Raw genomic sequence first — 22687 nt, 5'->3', positions numbered from 1 at the left:
GAAAGGTCTCCCGGCGGGCCATGGCGCGGTTATTTGCGCTTGCCGCGCTTTTCGCGGATCTTCATCGTGATGTCGAGGGGCGTGCCCGCGAACCCGAACTCCTCGCGGAGCCGCCGCTCGATGAAGCGCCGGTAGCCCTCCTCCAGGAAGCCCGAGGTGAACAGCACGAAGCGCGGCGGGCGGACGCCGGCCTGCGTCGCGAACAGCACGCGCGGCTGCTTGCCGCCGCGCACCGGGTGCGGGTGCGCGTTGACCAGGTCGGCGAAGAACTGGTTGAGCTTGGACGTCGGGACGCGCTGCCCCCAGCCCGCCAGGGCCGTCTCCAGACCCGGCACGAGCTTGTCCACGTGCCGTCCGGTACGGGCCGAGATGTTGACCCGCGGCGCCCAGCGGGCGTTGTGGAGCTGCCGGTCGATCTCGCGCTCCAGGTAGTGCCGGCGCTCCTCGTCCAGCAGGTCCCACTTGTTGTAGGCGATGACCAGGGCCCGGCCCGAGTCGATCACCATCGAGACGATCCGCAGGTCCTGCTCGGCGAGCGGCTCGTCGGCGTCGATCAGCACGACCGCGACCTCGGCCCGTTCGAGCGCCGACTGGGTGCGCAGCGTCGCGTAGAAGTCGGCGCCCTGGTTCTCGCGGTGCCGGCGGCGGATCCCGGCGGTGTCGATGAACCGCCACACCTTGCCGCCGAGCTCGATCTCCTCGTCCACCGGGTCGCGGGTCGTCCCGGCGACCGCGTCGACGACGGCGCGGTTCTCCCCGGCGAGCTTGTTGAGCAGGCTGGACTTGCCGACGTTGGGACGGCCGAGCAGCGCGATCCGGCGGGGGCCGCCCGCCTCGCCGAACGTCTCGGCGGGCGCCTCCTCGGGCAGCGCCTCCAGCACCGCGTCGAGCAGGTCGCCGCTCCCCCGCCCGTGCAGGGCGCTGACCACGTGCGGCTCGCCGATGCCGAGCGACCACAGCGCCGCCGCGTCGGACTCGGCGCCGATGTCGTCCACCTTGTTGGCGACGAGCACGACGGGCTTGCCCGAACGGCGCAGGATCTCCACCACGGCCTCGTCCACGTCGGTCGCGCCGACGGTCGCGTCGACCACGAACATCACCACGTCGGCCAGCTCCACCGCCAGCCGCGCCTGCTCGGCGATCGCCGCGGCCAGCCCGGACGCGTCGGGCAGCCAGCCGCCGGTGTCCACGACGGTGAACCGCCGCCCGCTCCACGTCGCCTCGTAGGCGACGCGGTCGCGGGTCACCCCCGGCACGTCCTCCACGACGGCCTCGCGGCGGCCGAGGATCCGGTTGACCAGCGTCGACTTGCCGACGTTGGGCCGGCCGACCACGGCCACCACCGGCGCCGGAGCGAGCTCGTGCTCGTCCTGCTCGGGCGCCTCGAACGTCTCGATCTCGTATTCAGTCACAGTCTTTTCCCGCGTGCTTCCGGGGCGCCGTCCGGCGCCGCCCTGCCTCGTCGCTCCTCCGCCGCCGTCCGGTCCAGTCGGCGCCGCACCCCTCCAGCACGCTCAGTCGGTCTCTTTGGCGAGGCGGACGACCGCCTCGATGACCTCGCCGAGGCTCAGCTCGGTCGAGTCGATCTCGTGCGCGTCCGCGGCCTTGACCAGCGGGGACGCCTTGCGGGTGGAGTCGAGCCGGTCCCGGCGGGCCTGCTCGGCCTGGGTCACCGCCACCGAGGCGGCGGGATCGGCGGCCAGGTCCCTGGCGCGGCGCGCGGCGCGGATCTCCTCGCTGGCGGTGAGGTAGACCTTGACCGGGGCCTCGGGCGCGACGACCGTGCCGATGTCGCGGCCCTCGACCACGATGTCCCCCGCCGCCATGATCTCACGCTGCAACGCGACCAGCCGCGCCCGGACGGCCGGGACGGAGCTGACCGCGCTGACCGCGTTGGTGACCTCGCGGGTGCGGATCGGCTCGGACACGTCGGCGCCGTCCACGCTGATCGTCGGCGCGTCGGGGTCGGTGCCGGACACGATCACCGGGTCGCCGGCGCGGGCCGCGACCGCCTCGGCGTCCCCCACCGGGACGCCCTCGCGCAGCATCCACCAGGTCATGGCCCGGTACATGGCGCCGGTGTCGAGGTAGCGCAGCCCGAGGGCGCGGGCCACGCCCTTGGAGGCGCTGGACTTGCCGGACCCGGACGGGCCGTCCATGGCGATGACGAGCGTCACGATCGCGTCCCTTTCGCATGTTCGGTGCCCGTGGGCACCGGTGGTGGATGCCCGCCGGCACCGTTCCGGGCGGCGCGCCGACACCCCGTGGCCGATGCCCGGGGGCATCGCGCGGTCGGTGCGCCGGCGCGGGGGTGCGCGGCGCGCGAGGGCCGTGCCGCGCCCGGCGGCCGGACGTGCGGCGGCCCCGAGCAGTGCTGATCCCCCGAACGAGCCCCAACCGCCCAGATTACCGGCCCCCGGCCACCACCACGGCCAAGATCGTCTGCCCCGCCACCCCGGAAGCCCACCCGCCCCCACCGACCGGGCCGGGCCCCGCCGAACGGGCCGGACCCTGTTGAACGGGCCGAGGGGGCCGGAGCGGCCGAACGGGCCCGAAGGGGCGGCCTCTGCCGAACGGGCCCGAAGGGAGGCCGGACCCTGCCGAACGGGCCCGAGAGGGACCCGACCCGCCGAACGGGCCCGAACGGGCCGGGCCCGCCGAACCGGTCCGAGGGGGTCGGAGCGGTCGAGTGGGCTCAGCCGGGGACGGACCAGCCGCGGGCGCGCAGCTCGGCGGCGAGCCGTTCGGCCGCCTCGGGCTCGACGGAGAGCTCCAGGACGCCGAGCGGGCGGCCCGGCGAGTGCTCGATGGTGACGTCCTCGATGTTGACCCCGGCGATCCCGGCCGCCTGGAAGATCATCGCCAGCTCGCCCGGCCGGTCGGGGATGACGACGGGGACGACGGCGTAGGCGGACTGGTCGCCGCCGTGCTTGCCCGGGATGCGGGAACGGCCCGCGTTGCCGCGCAGCAGCAGGTCGGCGACGTGCGCGGCGGCCTCCTCGCTGCCGTCGCGCAGCAGCGACGCGGCGACGGCGAGGTCGGTCGCGACGGCCTCCAGGACGTCGGCGACCGGCTCGGAGTTGGCCGACAGGATCCCGATCCACAGCCGCGGGTCGCTCGCGGCGATGCGGGTGACGTCGCGGACGCCCTGCCCGGACAGGCCGAGCGCGACGTCGTCGGCGCCGGTCAGCCGGGCGGCGACGGCCGCGGACACCACGTGCGGGGCGTGCGAGACGAGCGCGACCGCCCGGTCGTGCTCGCCCGGCTCGACCACGACGGGCTCGGCGCCGCAGGCGCGGGCGAGGCCGGTGACGGTCGCGACGGCCTCGGGCGCGGCGTCCGGCGTCGGGCACAGCGCCCAGGGACGGCCGAGGAACAGGTCGGGCCGCGCCGCCGCGGGCCCGGACCGTTCGCTCCCGGCGAGGGGGTGCCCCGCGACGAACGTGGTGAGGTCGCAGCCGAGCTCGGCCGCCTGCGCGAGCGGCACGGCCTTGACGCTGGCGACGTCGGTGTAGGCGGTCGCGAGGCCGCGCTTCTGGGCGTCCAGCAGCGTGACGGCGACGGCGGCGGGCGGAACGGCCAGCACCGCCAGGTCGGCGGGCTCGGCGGTCGCGCCCTCGGGCAGCGCGTCGCCTGCGCCCAGCTCGACGGCCATCCGCAGCGCGGCGGCGTCGCGGTCGGTGAGCAGCACCTCGGTGCCGCGTTCGCGCAGGGCGAGGGCGATCGAGGTGCCGATCAGCCCGGTTCCGACGACGACGACGCGTCTCGCGATCCCTTCTTCAGCCACCGGCCCAGCCTAGCGGCCTTCCCGAAGGCCGAGGCCGGACCGCGATCCGGGTCGCCGAAGACGGCCGCCTCGCCTCACTTCCGTGACCGTACGCGAGAGGCCCCTCACCGTCACGAACGATGAGGGGCCTGCGGCCTCCCGAAGCCCGGAACGGACCGTTGCCGGCTACTGGGCGATGTCGAGGCGGAGGGCGACCGCGCCGCGCAGGTAGACGTGCTGGATGTCCGAGCGCGGGCGGCCGGTCTCGATGTGGGCCATCAGCCTGATCACGCGCGGGAGGGCGTGCGGGACCGCGATCTCGCTCGCGCACAGCAGCGGGACGTCGTGGAAGCCGAGCTTGCGGGCGGCGAGCGCGGGGAACTCGGCCGTCAGGTCGGGCGTCGCCGTGAAGACCACGCTGATCACGTCGTCGGTGGTCAGCCCGTTCCTGCTCATGACCTCGGTGACGAGCTCGGTCGTCGCCGCCAGGATCTGGTCCCGGTCGTCGGCGTCGACCTGCGTCGCCCCTCGGACGGCTCGTACGGCCACCTCGCACTCCTCCCGTTCCGCCGCCCGCCCGGCTACAGCCCGACGGCCTTGTACAGCTCCCCGACCTCTCGGACGGTCAGGGCCCGCATCCCGCCGGGCTTCAGCGCGCCCAGCTTGATCGGGCCGAACTCTACGCGGGCGAGCTGCTGGACCGGAAACCCGACCTCCTTCAGCAGCCGCCGCACGATGTGCTTGCGCCCCTCGTGCAGGGTGATCTCGACGAGGACGCGCCGTCCGACCTGGTCGAACACCCGGAACCTGTCGGCCTTGGCAGGCCCGTCCTCCAGCGTCACCCCGGCCCTCAGCCGCTTGCCGAGGTCGCGGGGGATCGGGCCGTGGATCTCGGCCAGGTACGTCTTGTCGACGCCGTAGCTCGGGTGGGTGAGCCGGTGGGACAGCTCGCCGTCGTTGGTGAGCAGGATCAGCCCCTCGGTGTCGGTGTCGAGGCGGCCGACGTGGAACAGCCGCTCGGGCACCTCCACGTAGTCGGCCAGGGACTTGCGCCCCCGCTCGTCCGCCATGGTGCTGACCACGCCGCGCGGCTTGTTGATCATGTAGTACCGCATCTCGGCGCGGGTCTCCACCCGGCGGCCGTCCACGTGGATGACCGCGCGCTGGGGGTCGACGCGCTCGCCGAACCGGAACACCCGGTTGCCGTTCACGGTGACCCGGCCCTCGCCGATGAGCTCCTCGCAGTGGCGGCGGCTGCCGATCCCGGCGTCGGCCAGGACCTTCTGGAGCCGTACGCCCTCGTTCTCTTTCACTTGTCCTCGATGATGTCGTCGGGCAGGTCGTCGGGCAGGTAGGGGGCCAGTTCGGGCAGCTCGTCCAGGTCGCGCAGCCCGAGCCGTTCCAGGAAGTACCCGGTCGTGCGGTAGAGGTGCGCCTGCGACTCGGGGTCCTGCCCGGCGTCCTCGATGAGGCCGCGCAGCGTCAGGGTGCGCATCACCCCGTCGCTGTTGACCCCGCGGATCGCCGACACCCTGGCCCGGCTGACCGGCTGCCGGTACGCCACCACGGCGAGCGTCTCCAGCGCGGCCTGCGTCAGCCGCGCCTGCTGCCCGTCGGTGACGAACCGCTCCACCACCGGGGCGCACACGTCCCGGGTGTAGAACCGCCAGCCGCCGGCGACCTCCCTGAGGTCGAACCCCCGGCCCTGCTCGGTGTATTCCGCGGCCAGCTCACGCAGCGTACCCGCGACCTCGTGCCGGGGGCGCTCCAGGAGCTGCGCGAGCGTGATCTCGGCCACCGGCTCGTCCACCACGAGCAGGATCGCCTCGACGGAGGCGCGCAGCCCCGGCAGCCCCTCCCCCGCGCTCCCGCCGCCGTCGGTGCCAGCGCCCGCGTCGGTCCCGTCCTCCGGGGCGCGTTCCTCGGGTCCGGCCTCGTCCGCGCTCTCGGAGGCGCTCGCGGGCCCCGCTCCGTTCGAGGGCCCGGCTCCGTTGAACGGCTGCGCGGCGGGGGCGGGCTCCGCGGCGTTCCCGGGGCCTGGCTCGGGGGCGCCCTCGCGGGCGTCCTCGCTGGGTCGGTCAGTCATCGTCGGTGTTCTCGTCCCTGTCCTTCGGGTCCGGCCGGTCGTCCGGCTCCGGCCGGGCGCCCGGGTCCGGCTCGTCCCGCCGGTCCCGCGCGTCCCGCCGGTCCTTGTCGTCCTTCCGGTCCTTGTCGTCCTTGGCCCGCTTCTCGGCGGAGCCCTCGTAGTCGTCGCCGACCTCGACGTCGCCGTCGTCGGTGCCGGTCCAGGTGACGTGCAGCTCGCCGAGCGGTTCGAGCTGCTCGAACGTCACGGCCTGCTCGCGGTACAGCTCCAGCAGCGCCAGGAACCGCGCGACGACCTCGTAGGTGCCCTCGGCGTCGGCCGCGAGGACGCGGAAGGTGGTCTTGCGGAGCCGGCGGAGCCGTTCGACGACCAGGGCGGCCTGCTCCTTGACGCTGGCCTTCGGCTGGTACATGTGCTCAACCGACACCGAGGGCGGCGCCTTCGGGGCGAGTGCCTTGCCCGCGAGCCGCGCGAACTCCTCGGGGCCGAGGCCGAGCAGCACCTCGGGCAGGAGGTTGGCGAAGCGGGGCTCCATCGGCACCACGCGCGGGAAGCGGCGGCCCTGGTCGGCGATCCGCCCGGCGATGACCCGCGCGACCTCCTTGTAGGCCCGGTACTGGAGCAGCCGGGCGAACAGCAGGTCGCGGGCCTCCAGCAGCGCCAGGTCGTCCTCGTCGTCGACCTCGCCGGACGGCAGCAGCCGGGCGGCCTTGAGGTCCAGCAGCGTCGCGGCGACCAGCAGGAAGTGGCTGGCCTGGTCGAGGTCCCAGTCCTTGCCGTGGGACCTGATGTGGGCGATGAAGTCGTCGGTGACCTTGTGCAGCGACACCTCGGTGATGTCGAGCTTGTGCTTGGAGATCAGCCCGAGCAGCAGGTCGAACGGCCCCTCGAAGTTGTCGAGGTGGACGCGGAAGCCCTGCTGCTCCTCGCCGTCCTGTCCCGTTCCGCCCGCGCCGCCGGGCCCGGCCGCTCCGCCCGCGCCGCCGGACGCGGCCGCTCCGCCTGGCTCCGCCGTGGCGGCGGCCTCCGCCCGCCCGCCGGGGCCGGCCGCTCCGGGGGGCTCGCGCTCGTCCCGTTCCGGTTCGGGCGGCGTCTCGTCCACGCCGCTCACGGTAGCGGAGCGGGCTGGGCGTTCTGCCTGTTCGGGCGGGGTGGGCACCGGCGGCTCAGGCGTCGTCGCGGAGTCGGTGGACCAGGACGCTGTGCTCGCCGCGGGCGTCGAAGTCGCCCAGCATCGCGGCGACGGCCTCGCGGACGAGCCGTCCGCGGTCGACGCTCAGGCCGTGGTCGGCGCGGAGCGTGAGGCGGAGCCGTTCGAGGTCGAGCAGCTCGTCGGAGGAGACGTACACGGTGATCTTCGAGTCGTGGCGCTGGCGCCCGGTCGGGCGGCGGGCCGGGGCCGGGCTCTGCGCCGGGATCGGGGCCCGGGCGGGAGCGGGCGCGGGCCGCGGGTGCTCGGCCTGGGCGGGGACCGGCGCGGGCTGCCCGCCCGCGGGGGCCGTGGGGCGGAAGATCTCATCCACCCCGGGCAGACTTACCCGCCGTGAGCCCACCTTCCGAGCACCTCCCGAGCCAGACCACGATATGCGTTCGCCCCCATCGAGTTGGGGTCGAAGTACGTGATCGGCTCCCCCGCGACGGTCGCGTCAGGAAACCGTACCGTGCGGTTGATGACCGTGTGGAAGACCTTCTCACCGAACGCCTCGACGATGCGGCCGAGGACCTCGCGGGTGTGCAGGGTGCGCGAGTCGTACATGGTGCCGAGGACGCCGTCGATGCTGAGGTCGGGGTTGATCCGGCCCTGCACCTTGTCGATGGTCTCCATCAGCAGCGCGACGCCGCGCATCGCGAAGTACTCGCACTCCAGCGGGATCAGCACGCCGTCGCTCGCGGCGAGCGCGTTGACGGTGAGCAGGCCGAGGGACGGCTGGCAGTCGATGAGGATGTAGTCGTAGTGCGGCACCGCCGACTTCAGGGCCCCGGCGAGGATGTACTCGCGGCCGACCTCGTGGACGAGCTGCACCTCGGCGCCGGACAGGTCGATGTTGCTGGGCAGCAGCTCCATCCCGTCGACGCCGGTCTCGATGACGACGTCCTCCCACTCGGTGTCGCGTTCGAGCAGCAGGTTGTGGATCGTCATGTCGAGCTGGCGCGGGTCGCCCTTGCCGAGGCCGACCGACAGGGCGCCCTGCGGGTCGAAGTCGACCAGCAGCACGCGGCGGCCGTACTCGGCGAGCGCGGCGCCGAGGTTGATGGTGGTGGTGGTCTTGCCGACCCCGCCCTTCTGGTTGCAGATCGACACGATCCGCGCGGGCCCGTGCTCGGCGAGCGGCTCGGGGTCCGGGAACACGGGAACGGGCCGTTGCGTGGGGCCGAGGGCCCGACGCGGATCGGTCTCTATGGTGGCGGAGGACAGGACGCCCTCCGGAGCCTTTGTGCTGGTCACCAGATCCCTCCCCGGCGGCCCGAAAATGCCATCCAGAGTGGGGACTCTAGAGCTTGCCACCCCACGGCTCAAGCCGACGCGCGCCGATAGTCGGGATTTGTCGCCGGCCCCCCGCCGGCACCCGTTCAGCCACGCGCGCGAGGGTGTGAGGTCGCGTAGACCTCGCGCAACAGCTGGACCGTCACCAGAGTGTAGACCTGCGTCGTCGTCACCGAGGCGTGCCCCAGCAATTCCTGGACGACGCGCACATCCGCGCCCCCGTCGAGCAGATGCGTGGCGAACGAATGGCGCAGGGTGTGCGGCGAGACGTCCGAGAGTTTCGCGCGTTCGGCGGCGGCGCGCAGGACCATCCAGGCGCCCTGCCGGGAGAGCCGCCCGCCGCGCGCGTTGAGGAACAGCGCGGGCCCGCCGCGGCCCGCCTTGGCGAGTTCGGGGCGGGCGCGCACGAGGTACGCCTCGACGGCGCGGCGCGCGTAGTCGCCGATCGGCACCACGCGGGTCTTGCCGCCCTTGCCGGACACGCGGGCGAACCCGTCGCCCAGGTCGAGATCGTCGACGTCGAGCCCGACGGCCTCGGAGATGCGGGCGCCCGAGCCGTACAGCAGTTCGAGCAGGGCGCGGTCGCGCAGGCCGCGCGCGGCGCCGGCGTCGCCGTCGGCGCCGCCGGACGCGGCGAGGAGCCGTTCGACCTCGGCGATGGAGATGGCCTTGGGGAGCCGCCGGGGCGGGGTGGGCGGCTTGACGTCGCGCGCGGGGTCGGCGGGGGCGAGGCCCTCGCGCAGCGCGAAGCGGTGCAGGCCGCGCACGGCGACGAGCGCGCGGGCGGCCGAGCCCGCCGACAGCGGCGGATGCTCCTCGTCGCCCTCGCGCAGCCCGACGAGGAACGCGCGCACGTCGTCCTCGCCGATCGCGTCGATCGCGGTGCGGCCCCGCCCGGCCTGCACCTCGGCGTAGCGGCGCAGGTCGCGGCGGTACGAGCTGAGGGTGTTGGCGGCGAGGCCGCGCTCGACGGCCAGGTGCCCGAGGTAGGTCCGCACGGCTGACTCCAGCGCGGACCGGGGGGTCGAGTCCTCCTCGGGGGGCCGCACGGCGTTCCGGCGTGTCGTGCTCGGTGTCAGTGCGGCACCTCTTCCCTCGGGGCGGAACGGCTCGTGCCCATCATGCCCGTTCCCGCCACCGAGGGAGATGTCATCCGGCCGCGAGCCGCCGCACGTCCGGCTCCCTCCCCCGCGCGTGCGCGCGGGAGGCGGACGGGTCAGCGCTCGGGGGCGTCCACGGGGCGCAGGTCGCGGAAGCCGTTGGCGCGGGCGGCGTGCGCGGCGAGGATCCCGGTCGTGGCGATCATGTTGTGGATCTCCCCGGCGAAGATCTTGCGGACGGCGTCGTCCAGCGGCACCCACACGACCGGCATCTCCGCCTCCTCGTGCCGGCGCTCGAAGTCGATCTGGTCGGCGGGGACCTCGGTGAGGCCGCGGGCGAGGAAGATCCGGACGCGTTCGTCGGACATCCCGGACGAGGGGAAGACGTCGGCGAGGGTGTCCCAGCGTTCGGCGCGGTAGCCCGCCTCCTCCAGCAGCTCGCGCTCGGCGAGCTTGTGCAGCGGCTCGCCGGCGACGTCGCGGAGCCCGGCGGGCGCCTCCCACAGCAGGTAGCCGACGGGGTGCCGGTACTGGCGCAGCAGCAGGACGCGGCCGCCGTCGTCGAGGGCGAGGACGCCGACCGAGCCGAGGTGCTCGATCACGTCGCGGCCGACGACCTCGGTGCCCGCGGCGGCGGTCGGCCCGGCGGGCATCCGGACGCGGTCGCGGCGGACGTTGAACACGTGCCCCTCGAACGCGCGGGACTCCTCGACCACCTCCCAGCGCTCGGGCCGGTCGCGGACGTCGTCCGGGCCCGGGGTCGCGCCGCCGCTCACGGGGCCGTCACCGCGTCGCCGCTGCGGCGGGCCTCGGCGTAGTCGAGGGCGGCGGCGGCGAGGCCGGTGAACAGCGGGTGCGGGCGGGTCGGGCGGGACCGGAACTCGGGGTGGGCCTGGGTGCCGACGAAGAACGGGTGGGTCTCGCGGGGCAGCTCGACGTACTCCACGAGGCGGCCGTCCGGGGACAGCCCGCTGAACCGCAGCCCGGCCTTCTCCAGCTCGGCGCGGTAGGCGTTGTTGACCTCGTAGCGGTGCCGGTGCCGTTCGGACGCCTTGGCCTCGCCGTACAGCTCGCGGACGATGGTGCCCTCGCCGAGGTCGGCGGGGTAGAGGCCGAGCCGCATGGTGCCGCCCATGTCGCGCTCGCCGGCGACGACGTCGACCTGGTCGGCCATCGTCGCGATCACCGGGTGCGCGGTGGTGGCGTCGAACTCGGCGCTGCCGGCGTCGGCGACGCCGCCGAGCGTGCGGGCCGCCTCGATGACCATGCACTGGAGGCCGAGGCAGATGCCGAGCAGGGGGATGCGGCGCTCGCGGGCGTGCCGGATCGCGCCGACCTTGCCCTCGATGCCGCGCACGCCGAACCCGCCGGGGATGAGGACGCCGTCCACGCCGTCGAGCTCGCGCCGCGCGCCCTCGGGGGTCTCGCAGTCGTCGCTCTTGACCCAGCGGATGTTGACCTTGGCGTCGTTGCCGAACCCGCCGTGCCGCAGCGCCTCGGTGACCGACAGGTAGGCGTCGGGCAGGTCGATGTACTTGCCGACCAGCGCGATCGTGACCTCGCGGGAGGGCCGGTGGACGTGCCGCAGCAGCTCGTCCCAGGCGCCCCAGTCCACGTCGCGGAACGGCAGCCCGAGGCGGCGCACCACGTAGGCGTCCAGGCCCTCGGAGTGCAGCACCTTGGGGATGTCGTAGATGCTGGCGGCGTCCACCGCCGAGACCACGGCCTCGCGGTCCACGTCGCACATCATGCTGATCTTGTGCTTGAGGCCCTCGGTGATCGGCCGGTCGGAGCGGCACACGATCGCGTCGGGCTGGATGCCGATCGAGCGCAGCGCGGAGACCGAGTGCTGCGTCGGCTTGGTCTTCAGCTCGCCGGACGGGCCGATGTAGGGCAGCAGCGACACGTGCAGGAAGAAGCAGTTGTCGCGGCCGATCTCGTGGCGGATCTGCCGGACCGACTCCAGGAACGGCAGCGACTCGATGTCGCCGACCGTGCCGCCGACCTCGGTGATCACGATGTCGACGCCGGAGTCGTCGGCGGCCATGCCGCGGATCCGGTCCTTGATCTCGTTGGTGATGTGCGGGATGACCTGGACGGTGTCGCCGAGGTACTCGCCGCGCCGCTCCTTGGCGATCACGTTGGAGTAGACCTGGCCGGTGGTGACGTTGGCCGAGCCGTGCAGCTCGGTGTCCAGGAAGCGCTCGTAGTGGCCGATGTCGAGGTCGGTCTCGGCGCCGTCGTCGGTCACGAAGACCTCGCCGTGCTGGAACGGGTTCATCGTGCCGGGGTCGACGTTGAGGTACGGGTCGAGCTTCTGCATGGTGACCCGCAGGCCGCGCAGGGTGAGCAGCCGACCCAGGCTGGAGGCCGTCAGTCCCTTGCCGAGGCTGGAGGCGACACCGCCGGTGACGAACAGATGCTTGGTAGGACGTGAACTACCCGTGGCTGCCGAAGGCAAGTAGGACTCCCGTGGTCGTTGCGAGGCGGACGTTAACCGCACTGTCCACGGGCCACCAGGATAACAGCCGCGCGACCGTGCGCCGTCCGGGACGTGTCCCCGGGGAGGGCGCGGGGCCCCTGGTCAGCGGCTTCCGGGGCCGCCCGGCCGCCGGATTCTCCGCCGGGCCGCCGCGCACACCGTCGATCCGGCGGCTGCCGGAGCCCCTGCCCCCGGCGGGTCTCCGGCCTTCGGGCCGCGCCGCGCGGCGAGGTCCCGCCGCCCCGCGGGCGCGGGGCGGGAGGCCGGGGGGTCAGAGGCGGGGGGTGGCGGCGGTGGGCATGATCGTGCGGAGCTGCCGGGTGAGCTCGTCGATCAGGGAGCGGGCCTGGTCGGCGGCGTTGCGGGCGGCGTCGCGCTCCTGGGAGAGCTCGGCGATCGCCGCGCGCTGCTCGGTGACGGCCTGGGCGAGCTGGTCGACCCACTGGTCGCGTTCGGCGAGCTTCTCGGCGACCGCGTCGCGCTCGGCCGCCATCTGGCGCATGCCGGCCACGGCCTTGTCCCGCTCCCTGCCCGCCGCGTCGGCCCGGCCCCGCGCGAGGGTCAGCTCCGACTCGGCGCGGGCCTGCGCCTGGACGGCGGCCTCGCGGGTCCGTTCGGCGGCCTCGCGGGCCTTGCTGTTGGCGTCGCGCTCGCGTTCGGCCTGCTTGGCGGCCTCCAGCGACTGCGCGGCGGTGTCGAGGGCCTGCTGGCGCTCGTTCTCGGCCTCGGCCGCGCGGCGCTCGGACTCGGCGACGCGGCGTTCGGCGTCGGCGGCGCGGCGCTCGGCCTCCTGGGCGCGGCGCTCGAACTCCGCGGCGCGCCGTTCGGCGGCCTCGGCGCGGCGGCGGGTCTCGTCGGACTCCTTGCCGGCGGCGGCGACGGCGTGCTGGAGGTTCTGCGCGGTCATCTCGGCGTCGGTGACCTTGGCGCGCAGCCCGGCCAGCTCGGCGTGCGCGGTCTCCAGCGCGCGCGACAGCTCGGCGGCCTGGTCGGCCACCCGGTCGCGCTCGGCCTCGGCGGAACGGCGCGCGCCGACGGAGTCCTCGACGGCGCGCACGGCGTCGTCGCGGGCCTCGCTCATCGCGTCGCGCTGGGTGATGGCCTGCCGGACGGTCGCCTCGGCCTCGGCGACGCGGCGCTCGGCCGCCTCGGCGGCGGCCTGGGCCTGCTCCATCTGGGCGCGGGCCTGCTCGGCCTGCCCGCGCGCCTGGTCGGCCTGGAGCCGGGCCTGCTCGGCCTGGCCGCGGGCCTGGTCGGCCTGCGCGCGCCCCTGCTGCGCCTGGTTCCAGGCGGCGGCGGCGTCGCGCTGGGCGTTCTCCTTCTCGCCCTGCGCGGCGGCGATCTGCTGGACGGCGTCGTTCTGGACCTCGGTGACGCGGCGCTCGGCGTCGGCGAGCTTGCGCTCGGCCTCGACCGCGCGGCGGTCGGCCTGCTCGGCCTGGCCGCGGGCCCGCTGGACCTCGCCCCACGCGGCGGCGGCGTCGCGCTGCGACGACTCCTTCTCCGCCTGGAGCGCGGACATCTGCTGGGCCGCCTCGTTCTGCGCCTCGGCGACGCGGCGCTCGGCCTCGACCGCGCGGCGGTCGGCCTGCTCGGCCTGGCCCCGCGCGCGCTGGACCTCGCCCCACGCGGCGGCGGCGTCGCGCTGGGCCGAGTCGCGCTCGGCCTGCACGGTCGCGATCTGCGAGGCGGCGTCGGTCTGGGCCTCGCTGACCTTGCGCTCGCCGGCGGCGAGGGCGTCGCCGATGAGGTCGGCCATCTGGCGCAGCCGCTCGACGATGTCCCAGGGCTGCGCCTCGGGCTCGGGCTCGGGCGGCCGGGCGGCGGGCTCGCCGGGGGGCTGCTTGGTGACCTGGATGGGCTGCTGGGCGGCCGGGACGGGCACGTCGGGCTTCGGGCCCGCGTCGCGGCCCAAGGGGGGCCAGGGCGAACCGGCGTCAGGGACGCCTCGCGAACCACCCGATCCGTTCAGTTCGCTCACTTGTCTCCTCGCCAGGCGGCACGGAGCCGCGTACGCGGGGCCTGCATGGTCGTCGTGCTCGCGTCGCTCCGCGCCCGGCGGCCGGGGGCCGTCCGTCGGCTCGTCGCTCTGCTCACCACAGGCACTCTAGTGCCGACGCGCAGAACGTTTGCCCAGTTTGGGGTTTAGTTTCTTGATCCTCACGGTCTATTCGCGCACATCGGGGCGCAGATCACACTTCCGCCCGCCCGTCCGCGGACGGATGGAAGGATGGCCGTCCATGGAGCTTCGGACCCTGTATCCGCCGATCGAGCCGTACGACTCCGGGCTGCTCGACGTCGGCGACGGCAATCAGATCCACTGGGAGGTCTGCGGGAACCCCGACGGCAAGCCGGCGGTGTTCCTGCACGGCGGGCCGGGCGGCGGGTGCAACGCCGACCACCGGCGGCAGTTCGACCCCGAGGCGTACCGGATCGTGCTGTTCGACCAGCGCAACTGCGGCCGGAGCCTCCCGCACGCCAAGGACCCCGGCGTGTCCCTTGAGGCCAACACCACCTGGAACCTCGTCGCCGACATGGAGCGGCTGCGCGAGCACCTCGGCATCGAGCGGTGGCTGGTGTTCGGCGGGTCGTGGGGCAGCGCGCTGTCGCTGGCGTACGCGCAGGCGCATCCCGAGCGGGTGACCGAGCTGGTGCTGCGCGGCATCTTCATGCTGCGCCCGTTCGAGCTGTACTGGTTCTACCAGGAGGGCGCGTCGCTGGTGTTCCCCGACCTCTGGGAGCGCTACGTGGAGCCGATTCCCGAGGACGACCGCGAGGACCTCATCGAGGCGTTCCACGAGCGGCTCAACTCGGCCGACCGCGACGTGCGGGTCGCCGCGGCGCGCGCGTGGGCGACGTGGGAGGGCTCGACGATCACGCTGCGGCCGGACCCCGAACTGGTCGACGGCTTCGACGAGCCCGACTACGCCGTGGCGTTCGCCCGGATCGAGAACCACTACTTCGTCAACGGCGGGTTCTTCGAGGAGGAGCAGCTCCTGCGGGACGTGGACAGGATCCGCCACATCCCCGCCGTGATCGTCCAGGGGCGGTACGACATGTGCACCCCGGCGGCGACCGCGTGGGACCTGCACCGCGCGTGGCCAGAGGCCGAGTTCCACCTGGTGGACGACGCGGGCCACGCCTTCACCGAGCCGGGCACCCTGCACCGCCTCATCGAGGCCACCGACCGCTTCGCCGCCCGCTCCTGAACCGTCCCCGAGCCCGGCCGCAAGCCCGCTCGTGAACGGGCCCCGAGCTCGGTCACAAGCCCGCTCCTGAACGGCTCTCAACGATTCTGGTCGGTTTTGAACGGGTGCTGAACGGGTGCTGAATGGTCGCTCGCGCGCGGTTCGGTCGGCGGCGGGCGCGGGCGGCCTTTCGCGGCCGGGCGGCGCGTCCGGGCGCGGGCGAACCGCGGGCTGGGCGCCGGGCCCGAACGGTCGCCGGCGGGTGGGCCCGCGGGCGGGAGGGAGTTGGGAGCGGGACTTATTGCGGTCTCGGGGCGGGCCTGAATCGGGCCTGACTTTCAGGGGTCGCGGTCCCCCGAAATCTCCCCGCGACCTCACCGTCGCAGATAGCCATCTCTTCCCTTCGCGATACCCCTGCGGGCCCTTGCGTGGCGGTGTCGCTCCCTCTCAGGACTCCCGCCCGCGCGCCCGTACCGGCCCGGCCGCATGCCCCTCGACCTGCCCGGTCACACCGTGACGCCCATCGCGCGCGTCACGTTGCCATCAAAAATATGTGATTCACCTCACACAAATGAGACATAAAAAGTCTCGCGAATCGATGACAAATCACTAGAGTGACCCGCAAAGTGGCGGGGGCGCGCGGCGTCGGCGCTTCCCGCAACCGCCCTGCGTATCCGCCCGAAAACCGCCGGGACGGCGGGCCGTCGGGGTCCGAAAATGAACCCGGTTTTGGCAAGCGTTCTGCCATACCCGCTCGCCGGCCGCTCAAACATCCCGCTGATAACAATCCTCGCGGCGCACTCAGGTTGGTTCGCTAAGTTGCCTGGACATGGCAGCGCAACCCCTGGAATCCCCCATCCGCCGGACCGATCCGGAACCGGACGTGCAACTCCAGGAGCCGTGCCTGGAGGACGGTCCGGAGTTGTGGCGGCTGGCGCGCGAGTCACGCGTGCTGGACGTCAACTCCCCGTACAGCTACACCCTGTGGTGTCGTGATTTCCCCGATACCTCGGTGGTGGCGCGCGACGGCGGCGTCCCCTGCGGTTTCATCACCGGCTTCGCGCGTCCGGCGAGTCCCGAGACGTTCTTCGTCTGGCAGGTCGCCGTCGATCACGGGCACCGCGGGCAGGGCCTGGCGAGACGCATGCTCGACGAGCTCGGCGACCGGATGTCCGCCCGCGGGTACCGGTTCATGGAGGCGACCGTGACACCGTCCAACACCGCGTCCACCGCGATGTTCGAGTCGTTCGCCCGCGCCCGCGGGGCCGAGCTCGTCCGCACGCCGCTGTTCGGGGCCGAGCACCTCCCCGAGAAGCACGAACCCGAGGTGCTCTTCAGGATCGGCCCGTTCTGATCCCGCGGCGCCGCAGGCCCGCCACCCGCAGAGAGCCCCAGAGGTCCACCACCCCCACATGTCACCACCACTCATGGATTCACCCCGCACGTTCCACCGCCCCGTTCACCACCGCCCCGCACACCGCGGTGCCGCGCGTTCCCGCTCCGCGCGCCCGAGGCCGGCCCGCGCCGGGCGCGCGCGGCCGTCCCGCGACGCGCGGCCGTCGCGTACGGCCCGCCGGGGCCCGGTCCCCGATGCCGCACGTCCTCGTGCGGTGCCCGGACGTCCGCCCGCATCCCCTCGCGTCATCACCCCGTTCCCACCCCTACTGCCGGAGGCAGAGCATGGACACTTTCGCCCGTCTCGAATCGGAAGTCCGCGGCTACTGCAGGGGCTGGCCGGCGGTGTTCCACACCGCGCAGGGCAGCCACGTCACCGATGAGAACGGCCGCCGGTACCTGGACTTCTTCGCCGGCGCAGGCACCCTCAACTACGGGCACAACAACCCGGAGCTGAAACGCCGGCTCATGGACTACCTGTCGAGCGACGCCATCGTGCACAGCCTCGACATGTACACCACGGCCAAGCGCGACTTCCTGGACCGTTTCAACGAGGTGGTGCTCGAACCGCGCGGCCTCGACTACAAGATCCAGTTCCCCGGCCCGGCGGGCAACCACTCGGTGGAGGCCGCGCTGAAGCTGGCCCGCAAGTACACCGGCCGCGAGAGCGTCGTGAGCTTCACCAACGCGTTCCACGGCATGACGCTCGGGGCGCTCGCGGTCACCGGCAACTCGATGAAGCGGCACGGCGCGGGCGTGCCGCTCGGCCACGGCGTCGCGATGCCGTACGACGACTACCTCGACGGCCGCACGCCGGACTTCCTGCTGCTGGACACGATGCTTGACGACAGCGGCAGCGGCCTGGACAAGCCCGCCGCCGTGATCGTGGAGACGGTGCAGGGCGAGGGCGGCATCAACGTCGCGACGGCCGAGTGGCTGCGCGGCCTCGCCGACCTGTGCCGCCGGCACGAGATCCTGCTGATCGTCGACGACGTGCAGATGGGCTGCGGCCGGACGGGCGGGTTCTTCTCGTTCGAGGAGGCCGGGATCGAGCCGGACATCGTGTGCCTGTCAAAGTCGCTCAGCGGCTACGGGCTGCCGTTCGCGATCACGCTGATGCGGCGCGAGCTGGACGTGTGGGAGCCCGGCGAGCACAACGGCACGTTCCGCGGGTTCAACCCGGCGTTCGTCACCGCGGTCGGGGCGCTGGAGGACTACTGGACCGGCGAGGGCATGGAGAAGCAGACCCTCGCCAAGGGCGAGCAGGTCGAGCGCGCCCTGAACGAGATCGCCCTCGCCCACCCGGGCGCGGTCGACGGCGTCCGCGGGCGCGGCCTCGCCTGGGGGCTGGTCATGTCGGACCCGGCGCTGGCGCCGCGGGTGTGCGGCGAGGCGTTCTCGCGCGGCCTGCTGATGGAGACCTCGGGCCCGGAGGGCGAGGTGGTCAAGCTGCTGCCGCCGCTGACCACGTCCGAGACCGAGCTGGACCGGGGCCTGGAGATCATCGCCGAGTCGGTGGAGGCTGTCCGCGAATCCGTCACCGTCTGACATTCGCGGACGAATCCGCAGGTTAACGGCATGCGAGAAGCGGAAAGAGGAGTTTCATGATCGTTCGTTCCCTCACCGAGGTCGTCGGCACCGAGCGCGACGTCAAGGCGGAGACGTGGTGCAGCCGCAGGCTGGTGCTGGCCAAGGAGGGCGTCGGGTTCTCGCTGCACGACACGGTGCTCTACGCGGGCACCAGCACCGCGATGTGGTACGCGAACCACATCGAGGCCGTCTACTGCATCGAGGGCGAGGGAGAGCTGGTCAACGAGGAGACCGGCGAGAAGCACCGCATCGAGCCAGGCGTCATGTACCTGCTGGACGGGCACGAGCACCACACCTTGCACGCGCACACGGACGTCCGCACCGTCTGCGTGTTCAACCCGCCGTGCACCGGACGGGAGGTCCATGACGAGAACGGGGTCTACCCGCTGCTCACCGAGGAGGACGCATGAGCATCATCGAGTCCCATCCGACCATCGACGACGCCTATCCCACCCGCAAGGGCGCTGAGGCCGCGCTGCTCTACCGGCAGGACCCGGTCGTCGGCGGCACCGCCGCCGACGGCCCGATCGACGCCGCCACGCTCGACTCCTACGAGGCCAACGGCTACCTGACCGTCGACCAGTTGCTCGCCCCGGAGGAGGTCGAGGACTACCGCGCCGAGCTGCGCCGGCTGTCCTCGGACGAGCGGATCCTCGCCGACGAGCGCACCGTTCTGGAGCGCGGTTCCAACGAGGTCCGGTCCATCTTCGAGGTGCACAAGATCAGCGAGGTGTTCGCGGCGCTCGTCCGCGACCCGCGCGTGGTCGGCCGGGCCCGGCAGATCCTGGGAACCGAGGTTTACGTTCACCAGAGCCGGGTCAATTACAAGCCAGGGTTCACTGGTAAGGACTTCTACTGGCACTCGGACTTCGAGACCTGGCACGCGGAGGACGGCATGCCTCGCATGCGCGCGGTGAGCATTTCCATCGCGCTCACCGAGAACTTCGTGCACAATGGCGGGCTTATGATCATGCCCGGCTCGCACAAGACCTTCGTTGCCTGTGTCGGCGAGACCCCCGCCGATCACTACAAGGAGTCCCTGCGCGGCCAGGAGATCGGCACGCCCGACCCCAACAGCCTGTCGATCCTGGCCGACAAGCACGGAATCGAACTGTTCACCGGGGCCGCGGGTTCCGCGACCATGTTCGATTGCAACTGCATGCACGGCTCCAACGGGAACATCACCCCGTTCCCGCGCTCCAACGTGTTCGTCGTGTTCAACAGCGTGGAGAACACCTGCGTCGAGCCGTTCTCCGCCCCCACCCCGCGCCCCTCGTTCATCGGCGCCCGCGACTTCACGCCGGTCGGCGCCTGATCTGCCCCGACAACTCCATATCCCCGATCATCGGCCCCGCGCCCGCGGGGGCGTTCGCGCCCCCGCGGGCGCGGCGGCACACATCCAGGAGTTCAATGATGACTTCCTCGAGGCGCGACTTCCTGCGCACGACCGTCCTGCTCTCGGCGGCGGTCCCGCTGGCGGCGGCCGGCTGCTCCACCACCGACCCGGACAAGGAGAAGTCCGGCGGCGGCACGCTCGACAAGGCGAAGAGCGACGGCTCCATCAAGATCGGCTTCGCCAACGAGGCGCCGTACGGCTTCACCGACAAGTCGGGCAAGCTGACGGGTGAGGCGCCGGAGCTGGCACGCGCCATCTTCAAGGAGCTCGGCATCAAGAAGGTCGAGGGAGTCCAGGTCGACTTCGGCGGCCTGATCGGCGGGCTGAAGGCCAAGCGGTTCGACGTGATCGCCGCCGGCATGTTCGTCATCCCGTCACGCTGCGCCGAGGTGGCGTTCTCCAACCCCGAGTACGTCGCCAAGAGCGCGTTCCTGGTGCCCAAGGGCAACCCGAAGGGCCTGGTCAAGGCGGAGGACCCCGGCAAGAAGGGCGTCACCGTCGGCGTGCTCCAGGGCGCGGTCGAGCAGGGGTACGCCGAGAAGCTCGGGGTCAAGAAGAGCAAGATCAAGACGATGGCGGACCAGCCGAGCGCCTACGAGGCGCTGAAGGCCGGGCGGATCGACTGCGTCTGGCTGACCCGCATCTCGCTGGCCGACATCATGTCCAAGCACGAGGGCGAGCCGTTCGAGGTGACCGAGGCGTTCACCCCGGTGGTCGACGGCAAGGAGCAGCTCGGCGCGGGCGCGTTCGCGTTCCGCAAGGCCGACTCCGACCTGCTCAACGCGTTCAACGGCAAGCTGAACGAGCTGAAGACGGGCAACCGGCTGCTGCCGATCATCCAGCCGTTCGGATTCACGCAGGCCGAGATCCCCGGTCCGGACGACACCGCCGACAAGTTCTGCAAGGGCTGATCCACAGTGACGGACGTCCTCGACAGCTACCAGCTGTTGCTCAAGGGCGCGTGGGTCACCGTCCAGCTCACCCTGGAGGGCAGCGCGCTGGCACTGGTGCTCGCGCTGTTCTTCGGCCTCGTGGGCACCTCCCGGCTCCGCGCCGTGCGCGCGCTGAACCGGGTCTACGTGGAGTTCTTCCGGGGCACGGCGACACTGGTGCTGATGTACTGGTTCTTCTACTCCCTGCCCCTGGTCGGCTTCCGGCTCACGCCGATGTTCGCGGCGGTGCTCTCGCTCGGGCTCAACGTCGGCGCCTACGGCGCCGAGGTGGTGCGCGGGTCGATCAACGCGGTCCCGAAGGCCCAGTATGAGGCGACGGTCGCGCTCAACTTCACCCCCTCCAGCGGATGCGGCGCGTGCTGCTGCCGCAGTCGGTGGCGCTGATGCTGCCGCCGTTCGGGAACCTGCTCATCGAGCTGATGAAGGGCAGCGCGATCGTCTCGCTGATCACGATCAACGACCTGATGTTCCGCGCCAAGCAGATCCAGGCGTCCACCGGCGAGACGGTGTGGACGTACGTGGCGATCCTGGTGATCTACTTCGTGATCGCGCAGGCGCTCCAGCTCCTGGTGCGGCTCGCCGAGCGCCGGGTCGACAGGATGCTCGGGCGCACGCCGTCCCGTGAGGCCACGCTGTCCACGGTCGCGGCCGGCGCTCCCGGCACGGGGGTGATGTAGGCGTGGACTGGGACTGGAGCTACACCGGCGACATCCTGCCCGACCTGCTCAAGGGCCTGCGCTACACGGTGGTCGCGACGCTGGTCGGCTACGTGATCGCGGTGGTGCTCGGCATGGTGTGGGCGCTGCTGCGCCGCACGCCGTTCCGGATCGTCAACGAGGCGGTCCGCTGGGTGACCGAGTTCATCCGGAGCACGCCGCTGCTGGTGCAGCTGTTCTTCATCTACAACGTGCTGCCGGCGTGGGGGTTCAAGCTGAGCTCCCTGGCCGCCGGGATCATCGGCCTCGGCGTGCACTACTCGACGTACACCGCCGAGGTGTACCGGGCCGGGATCGCCGACGTGCCGAAGGGGCAGTGGGAGGCGGCCACCGCCCTCAACCTGCCGACGTCGCGGGTGTGGCTGGATGTGATCCTGCCGCAGGCGTTCCGCCGGACGATCCCCACCCTCGGCAACTACCTGATCGCCATGTTCAAGGATTCGCCGCTGCTGCTGGCGATCAACGTCGCGGAGCTGCTCGGCGCGGCCTTCAAGGTCGGCTCCGACTCGCTGAAGTTCCTGGAGCCGATCACCCTGGTCGGGCTGCTGTTCGTCGCGGTCAGCGTTCCGTCCTCGATCATGATCCGCCGCTTGGAGAGGCGTTATGCCACCAACTGACACCACACCCGAGACCCCGACTCCGGAAGAGGCCGAGGGGCCGTCCCTGGAGAAGGGGGCGAAGACGCAGTCCGCCGCGGCGCCGCTGCCGCGCGGCAGCACGCCGGGCATCCGCTTCGAGAAGGTGGTCAAGCGGTTCGGCCGGAACGTGGTGCTCCGCGAGCTCGACTTCTCGGTGGCGCCCGGGGAGCGCGTGACGCTGATCGGGCCGTCCGGGTCGGGCAAGACCACGATCCTGCGGCTGCTGATGACGCTGGAGAAGCTCGACGAGGGGCTGATCTGGATCGGCGACCAGACGCTGTGGCACATGGACAAGGGCGGCAAGCGCGTCCCGGCCAACCAGAAGCACCTGCACGAGATGCGCAAGCAGGTCGGCATGGTGTTCCAGCAGTTCAACCTGTTCCCCAACATGAACGTGCGCCGGAACCTGACGGAGGGGCCGGTGCGCGTGCTCGGGGTGTCCAAGGACGAGGCGGACGAGCGGGCACGCAAGCTGCTGGACCTGGTGGGGCTGGCCGACAAGATCGACGCGCATCCGTCGCAGCTGTCGGGCGGGCAGCAGCAGCGGGTCGCGATCGCGCGGGCGCTCGCGATGGAGCCGAACGTGCTGCTGCTGGACGAGGTCACCTCGGCGCTGGACCCCGAGCTGGTCGTCGGCGTCCAGGACCTGCTGCGCGACATCGCGCGCGAGAGCGACCTGACGATGCTGTGCGTGACCCACGAGATGCACTTCGCGAAGGACATCTCCGACCGCGTCCTGATGTTCGACCAGGGCCAGATCGTCGAGGAGGGCCCGCCGGACCAGATCTTCGGTGAGCCGGCCGAGCAGCGCACCCGGGACTTCTTGCAGGCGGTCCTCGCTTCCTGAGGGCCTCCCGCGTCCCGGCTGCGCCGAGTCGCCCGCGTCCCTGTC

The 22687-nt window shown here is 72.5% G+C and carries 23 protein-coding genes; 10 read left to right on the top strand and 13 right to left on the bottom strand.

Translation table 11 applies throughout. The features are described 5' to 3' along the window. Positions 1–29: 29 nt before the first annotated feature. The 13 genes from der to GEV43_RS30770 all read right to left on the bottom strand — a co-directional run bounded on the left by der (position 30) and on the right by GEV43_RS30770 (position 13834). The gene (gene der / locus GEV43_RS30830; protein ID WP_160823675.1) at positions 30–1412 is read right to left on the bottom strand and encodes a ribosome biogenesis GTPase Der; all 1383 of its coding nucleotides are present in this window, start codon (positions 1410–1412) and stop codon (positions 30–32) included. 102 nt (positions 1413–1514) lie between these two features. Further along, a complete protein-coding gene (cmk, locus tag GEV43_RS30825; RefSeq protein WP_309239925.1) occupies positions 1515–2177 on the bottom strand; it encodes a (d)CMP kinase in 663 nt (220 codons plus the stop codon). A gap of 518 nt (positions 2178–2695) precedes the next feature. After that, positions 2696–3787, bottom strand: a complete 1092-nt coding sequence (locus GEV43_RS30820) for a prephenate dehydrogenase (protein WP_160823674.1) — start codon at positions 3785–3787, stop codon at positions 2696–2698. Between the two features lie 165 nt (positions 3788–3952). Continuing rightward, positions 3953–4315 (bottom strand): chorismate mutase, encoded by a 363-nt coding sequence (gene aroH / locus GEV43_RS30815; protein WP_160823673.1) that lies wholly within the window; start codon positions 4313–4315, stop codon positions 3953–3955. A gap of 32 nt (positions 4316–4347) precedes the next feature. Beyond that, positions 4348–5079 (bottom strand): pseudouridine synthase, encoded by a 732-nt coding sequence (locus tag GEV43_RS30810; RefSeq protein ID WP_160823672.1) that lies wholly within the window; start codon positions 5077–5079, stop codon positions 4348–4350. Next, positions 5076–5618, bottom strand: a complete 543-nt coding sequence (gene scpB, locus GEV43_RS30805; RefSeq protein ID WP_160824883.1) for an SMC-Scp complex subunit ScpB — start codon at positions 5616–5618, stop codon at positions 5076–5078. Before scpB ends, GEV43_RS30810 begins: the two co-directional genes overlap by 4 nt. Positions 5619–5844: 226 nt before the next feature. After that, entirely contained in the window at positions 5845–6954 is a 1110-nt protein-coding gene (locus GEV43_RS30800) for a segregation/condensation protein A (protein WP_309239924.1), read from the bottom strand. A 64-nt stretch (positions 6955–7018) separates the two neighbouring features. Next, positions 7019–7375, bottom strand: a complete 357-nt coding sequence (locus tag GEV43_RS30795) for a hypothetical protein (protein WP_309239923.1) — start codon at positions 7373–7375, stop codon at positions 7019–7021. 11 nt (positions 7376–7386) lie between these two features. Continuing rightward, positions 7387–8268, bottom strand: coding sequence for a ParA family protein (locus GEV43_RS30790; protein ID WP_175250899.1), 882 nt, complete (start codon positions 8266–8268; stop codon positions 7387–7389). Positions 8269–8423: 155 nt separating this feature from the next. Then, positions 8424–9335 carry a site-specific tyrosine recombinase XerD gene (locus GEV43_RS30785; protein ID WP_309239922.1) on the bottom strand — a complete coding sequence of 304 codons (912 nt, stop codon included), beginning with the start codon at positions 9333–9335 and terminating at the stop codon, positions 8424–8426. A gap of 218 nt (positions 9336–9553) precedes the next feature. Further along, entirely contained in the window at positions 9554–10213 is a 660-nt protein-coding gene (locus GEV43_RS30780; RefSeq protein ID WP_309239921.1) for an NUDIX hydrolase, read from the bottom strand. After that, positions 10210–11898 carry a CTP synthase gene (locus GEV43_RS30775; RefSeq protein WP_160823669.1) on the bottom strand — a complete coding sequence of 563 codons (1689 nt, stop codon included), beginning with the start codon at positions 11896–11898 and terminating at the stop codon, positions 10210–10212. Before GEV43_RS30775 ends, GEV43_RS30780 begins: the two co-directional genes overlap by 4 nt. 292 nt (positions 11899–12190) lie before the next feature. Continuing rightward, positions 12191–13834: a hypothetical protein gene (locus tag GEV43_RS30770; RefSeq protein ID WP_160823668.1), complete on the bottom strand. Its 1644-nt coding sequence runs from the start codon at positions 13832–13834 to the stop codon at positions 12191–12193. 325 nt (positions 13835–14159) lie between these two features. Between GEV43_RS30770 and pip the strand changes: the two genes are divergently transcribed. The 10 genes from pip to ehuA all read left to right on the top strand — a co-directional run bounded on the left by pip (position 14160) and on the right by ehuA (position 22642). Then, positions 14160–15128: a prolyl aminopeptidase gene (gene pip, locus GEV43_RS30765; RefSeq protein WP_160823667.1), complete on the top strand. Its 969-nt coding sequence runs from the start codon at positions 14160–14162 to the stop codon at positions 15126–15128. A gap of 808 nt (positions 15129–15936) precedes the next feature. Further along, positions 15937–16461 carry a diaminobutyrate acetyltransferase gene (gene ectA / locus GEV43_RS30760; protein ID WP_160823666.1) on the top strand — a complete coding sequence of 175 codons (525 nt, stop codon included), beginning with the start codon at positions 15937–15939 and terminating at the stop codon, positions 16459–16461. A gap of 326 nt (positions 16462–16787) precedes the next feature. Then, the gene (ectB, locus tag GEV43_RS30755) at positions 16788–18050 is read left to right on the top strand and encodes a diaminobutyrate--2-oxoglutarate transaminase (RefSeq protein WP_160823665.1); all 1263 of its coding nucleotides are present in this window, start codon (positions 16788–16790) and stop codon (positions 18048–18050) included. A gap of 56 nt (positions 18051–18106) precedes the next feature. Beyond that, entirely contained in the window at positions 18107–18502 is a 396-nt protein-coding gene (locus GEV43_RS30750) for an ectoine synthase (RefSeq protein WP_160823664.1), read from the top strand. Next, a complete protein-coding gene (gene thpD, locus GEV43_RS30745; RefSeq protein ID WP_160823663.1) occupies positions 18499–19407 on the top strand; it encodes an ectoine hydroxylase in 909 nt (302 codons plus the stop codon). The genes GEV43_RS30750 and thpD overlap by 4 nt, the downstream gene beginning before the upstream one ends. Positions 19408–19505: 98 nt before the next feature. Further along, positions 19506–20399: an ectoine/hydroxyectoine ABC transporter substrate-binding protein EhuB gene (ehuB, locus tag GEV43_RS30740; protein ID WP_160823662.1), complete on the top strand. Its 894-nt coding sequence runs from the start codon at positions 19506–19508 to the stop codon at positions 20397–20399. Positions 20400–20405: 6 nt separating this feature from the next. Beyond that, positions 20406–20825 (top strand): ABC transporter permease subunit, encoded by a 420-nt coding sequence (locus tag GEV43_RS51480; RefSeq protein ID WP_309239920.1) that lies wholly within the window; start codon positions 20406–20408, stop codon positions 20823–20825. Beyond that, positions 20798–21118, top strand: coding sequence for an ABC transporter permease subunit (locus GEV43_RS51475; protein ID WP_309239919.1), 321 nt, complete (start codon positions 20798–20800; stop codon positions 21116–21118). The genes GEV43_RS51480 and GEV43_RS51475 overlap by 28 nt, the downstream gene beginning before the upstream one ends. Positions 21119–21120: 2 nt before the next feature. Then, on the top strand, positions 21121–21774 hold the full coding sequence (ehuD, locus tag GEV43_RS30730) for an ectoine/hydroxyectoine ABC transporter permease subunit EhuD (RefSeq protein WP_160823661.1): 654 nt from the start codon (positions 21121–21123) through the stop codon (positions 21772–21774). Next, a complete protein-coding gene (gene ehuA / locus GEV43_RS30725; protein WP_160823660.1) occupies positions 21761–22642 on the top strand; it encodes an ectoine/hydroxyectoine ABC transporter ATP-binding protein EhuA in 882 nt (293 codons plus the stop codon). The genes ehuD and ehuA overlap by 14 nt, the downstream gene beginning before the upstream one ends. Positions 22643–22687: the final 45 nt, after the last annotated feature.

It is taken from the genome of Actinomadura sp. J1-007, assembly GCF_009793335.1.
In the GTDB taxonomy this organism is placed as follows: Bacteria; Actinomycetota; Actinomycetes; order Streptosporangiales; family Streptosporangiaceae; genus Spirillospora; species Spirillospora yumaensis.
The sequence above is the reverse complement of the archived record's forward strand: the minus strand, read 5'-3'. Positions and strand labels throughout refer to the sequence as shown.

Bases quoted from the DNA above. Each gene is read 5' to 3' on its own strand.
- pip (WP_160823667.1), top strand. From the start codon at position 14,160: ATGGAGCTTCGGACCCTGTATCCGCCGATCGAGCCGTACGACTCCGGG.
- ectA (WP_160823666.1), top strand. From the start codon at position 15,937: ATGGCAGCGCAACCCCTGGAATCCCCCATCCGCCGGACCGATCCGGAA.
- ectB (WP_160823665.1), top strand. From the start codon at position 16,788: ATGGACACTTTCGCCCGTCTCGAATCGGAAGTCCGCGGCTACTGCAGG.
- GEV43_RS30750 (WP_160823664.1), top strand. From the start codon at position 18,107: ATGATCGTTCGTTCCCTCACCGAGGTCGTCGGCACCGAGCGCGACGTC.
- thpD (WP_160823663.1), top strand. From the start codon at position 18,499: ATGAGCATCATCGAGTCCCATCCGACCATCGACGACGCCTATCCCACC.
- ehuB (WP_160823662.1), top strand. From the start codon at position 19,506: ATGACTTCCTCGAGGCGCGACTTCCTGCGCACGACCGTCCTGCTCTCG.
- ehuA (WP_160823660.1), top strand. From the start codon at position 21,761: ATGCCACCAACTGACACCACACCCGAGACCCCGACTCCGGAAGAGGCC.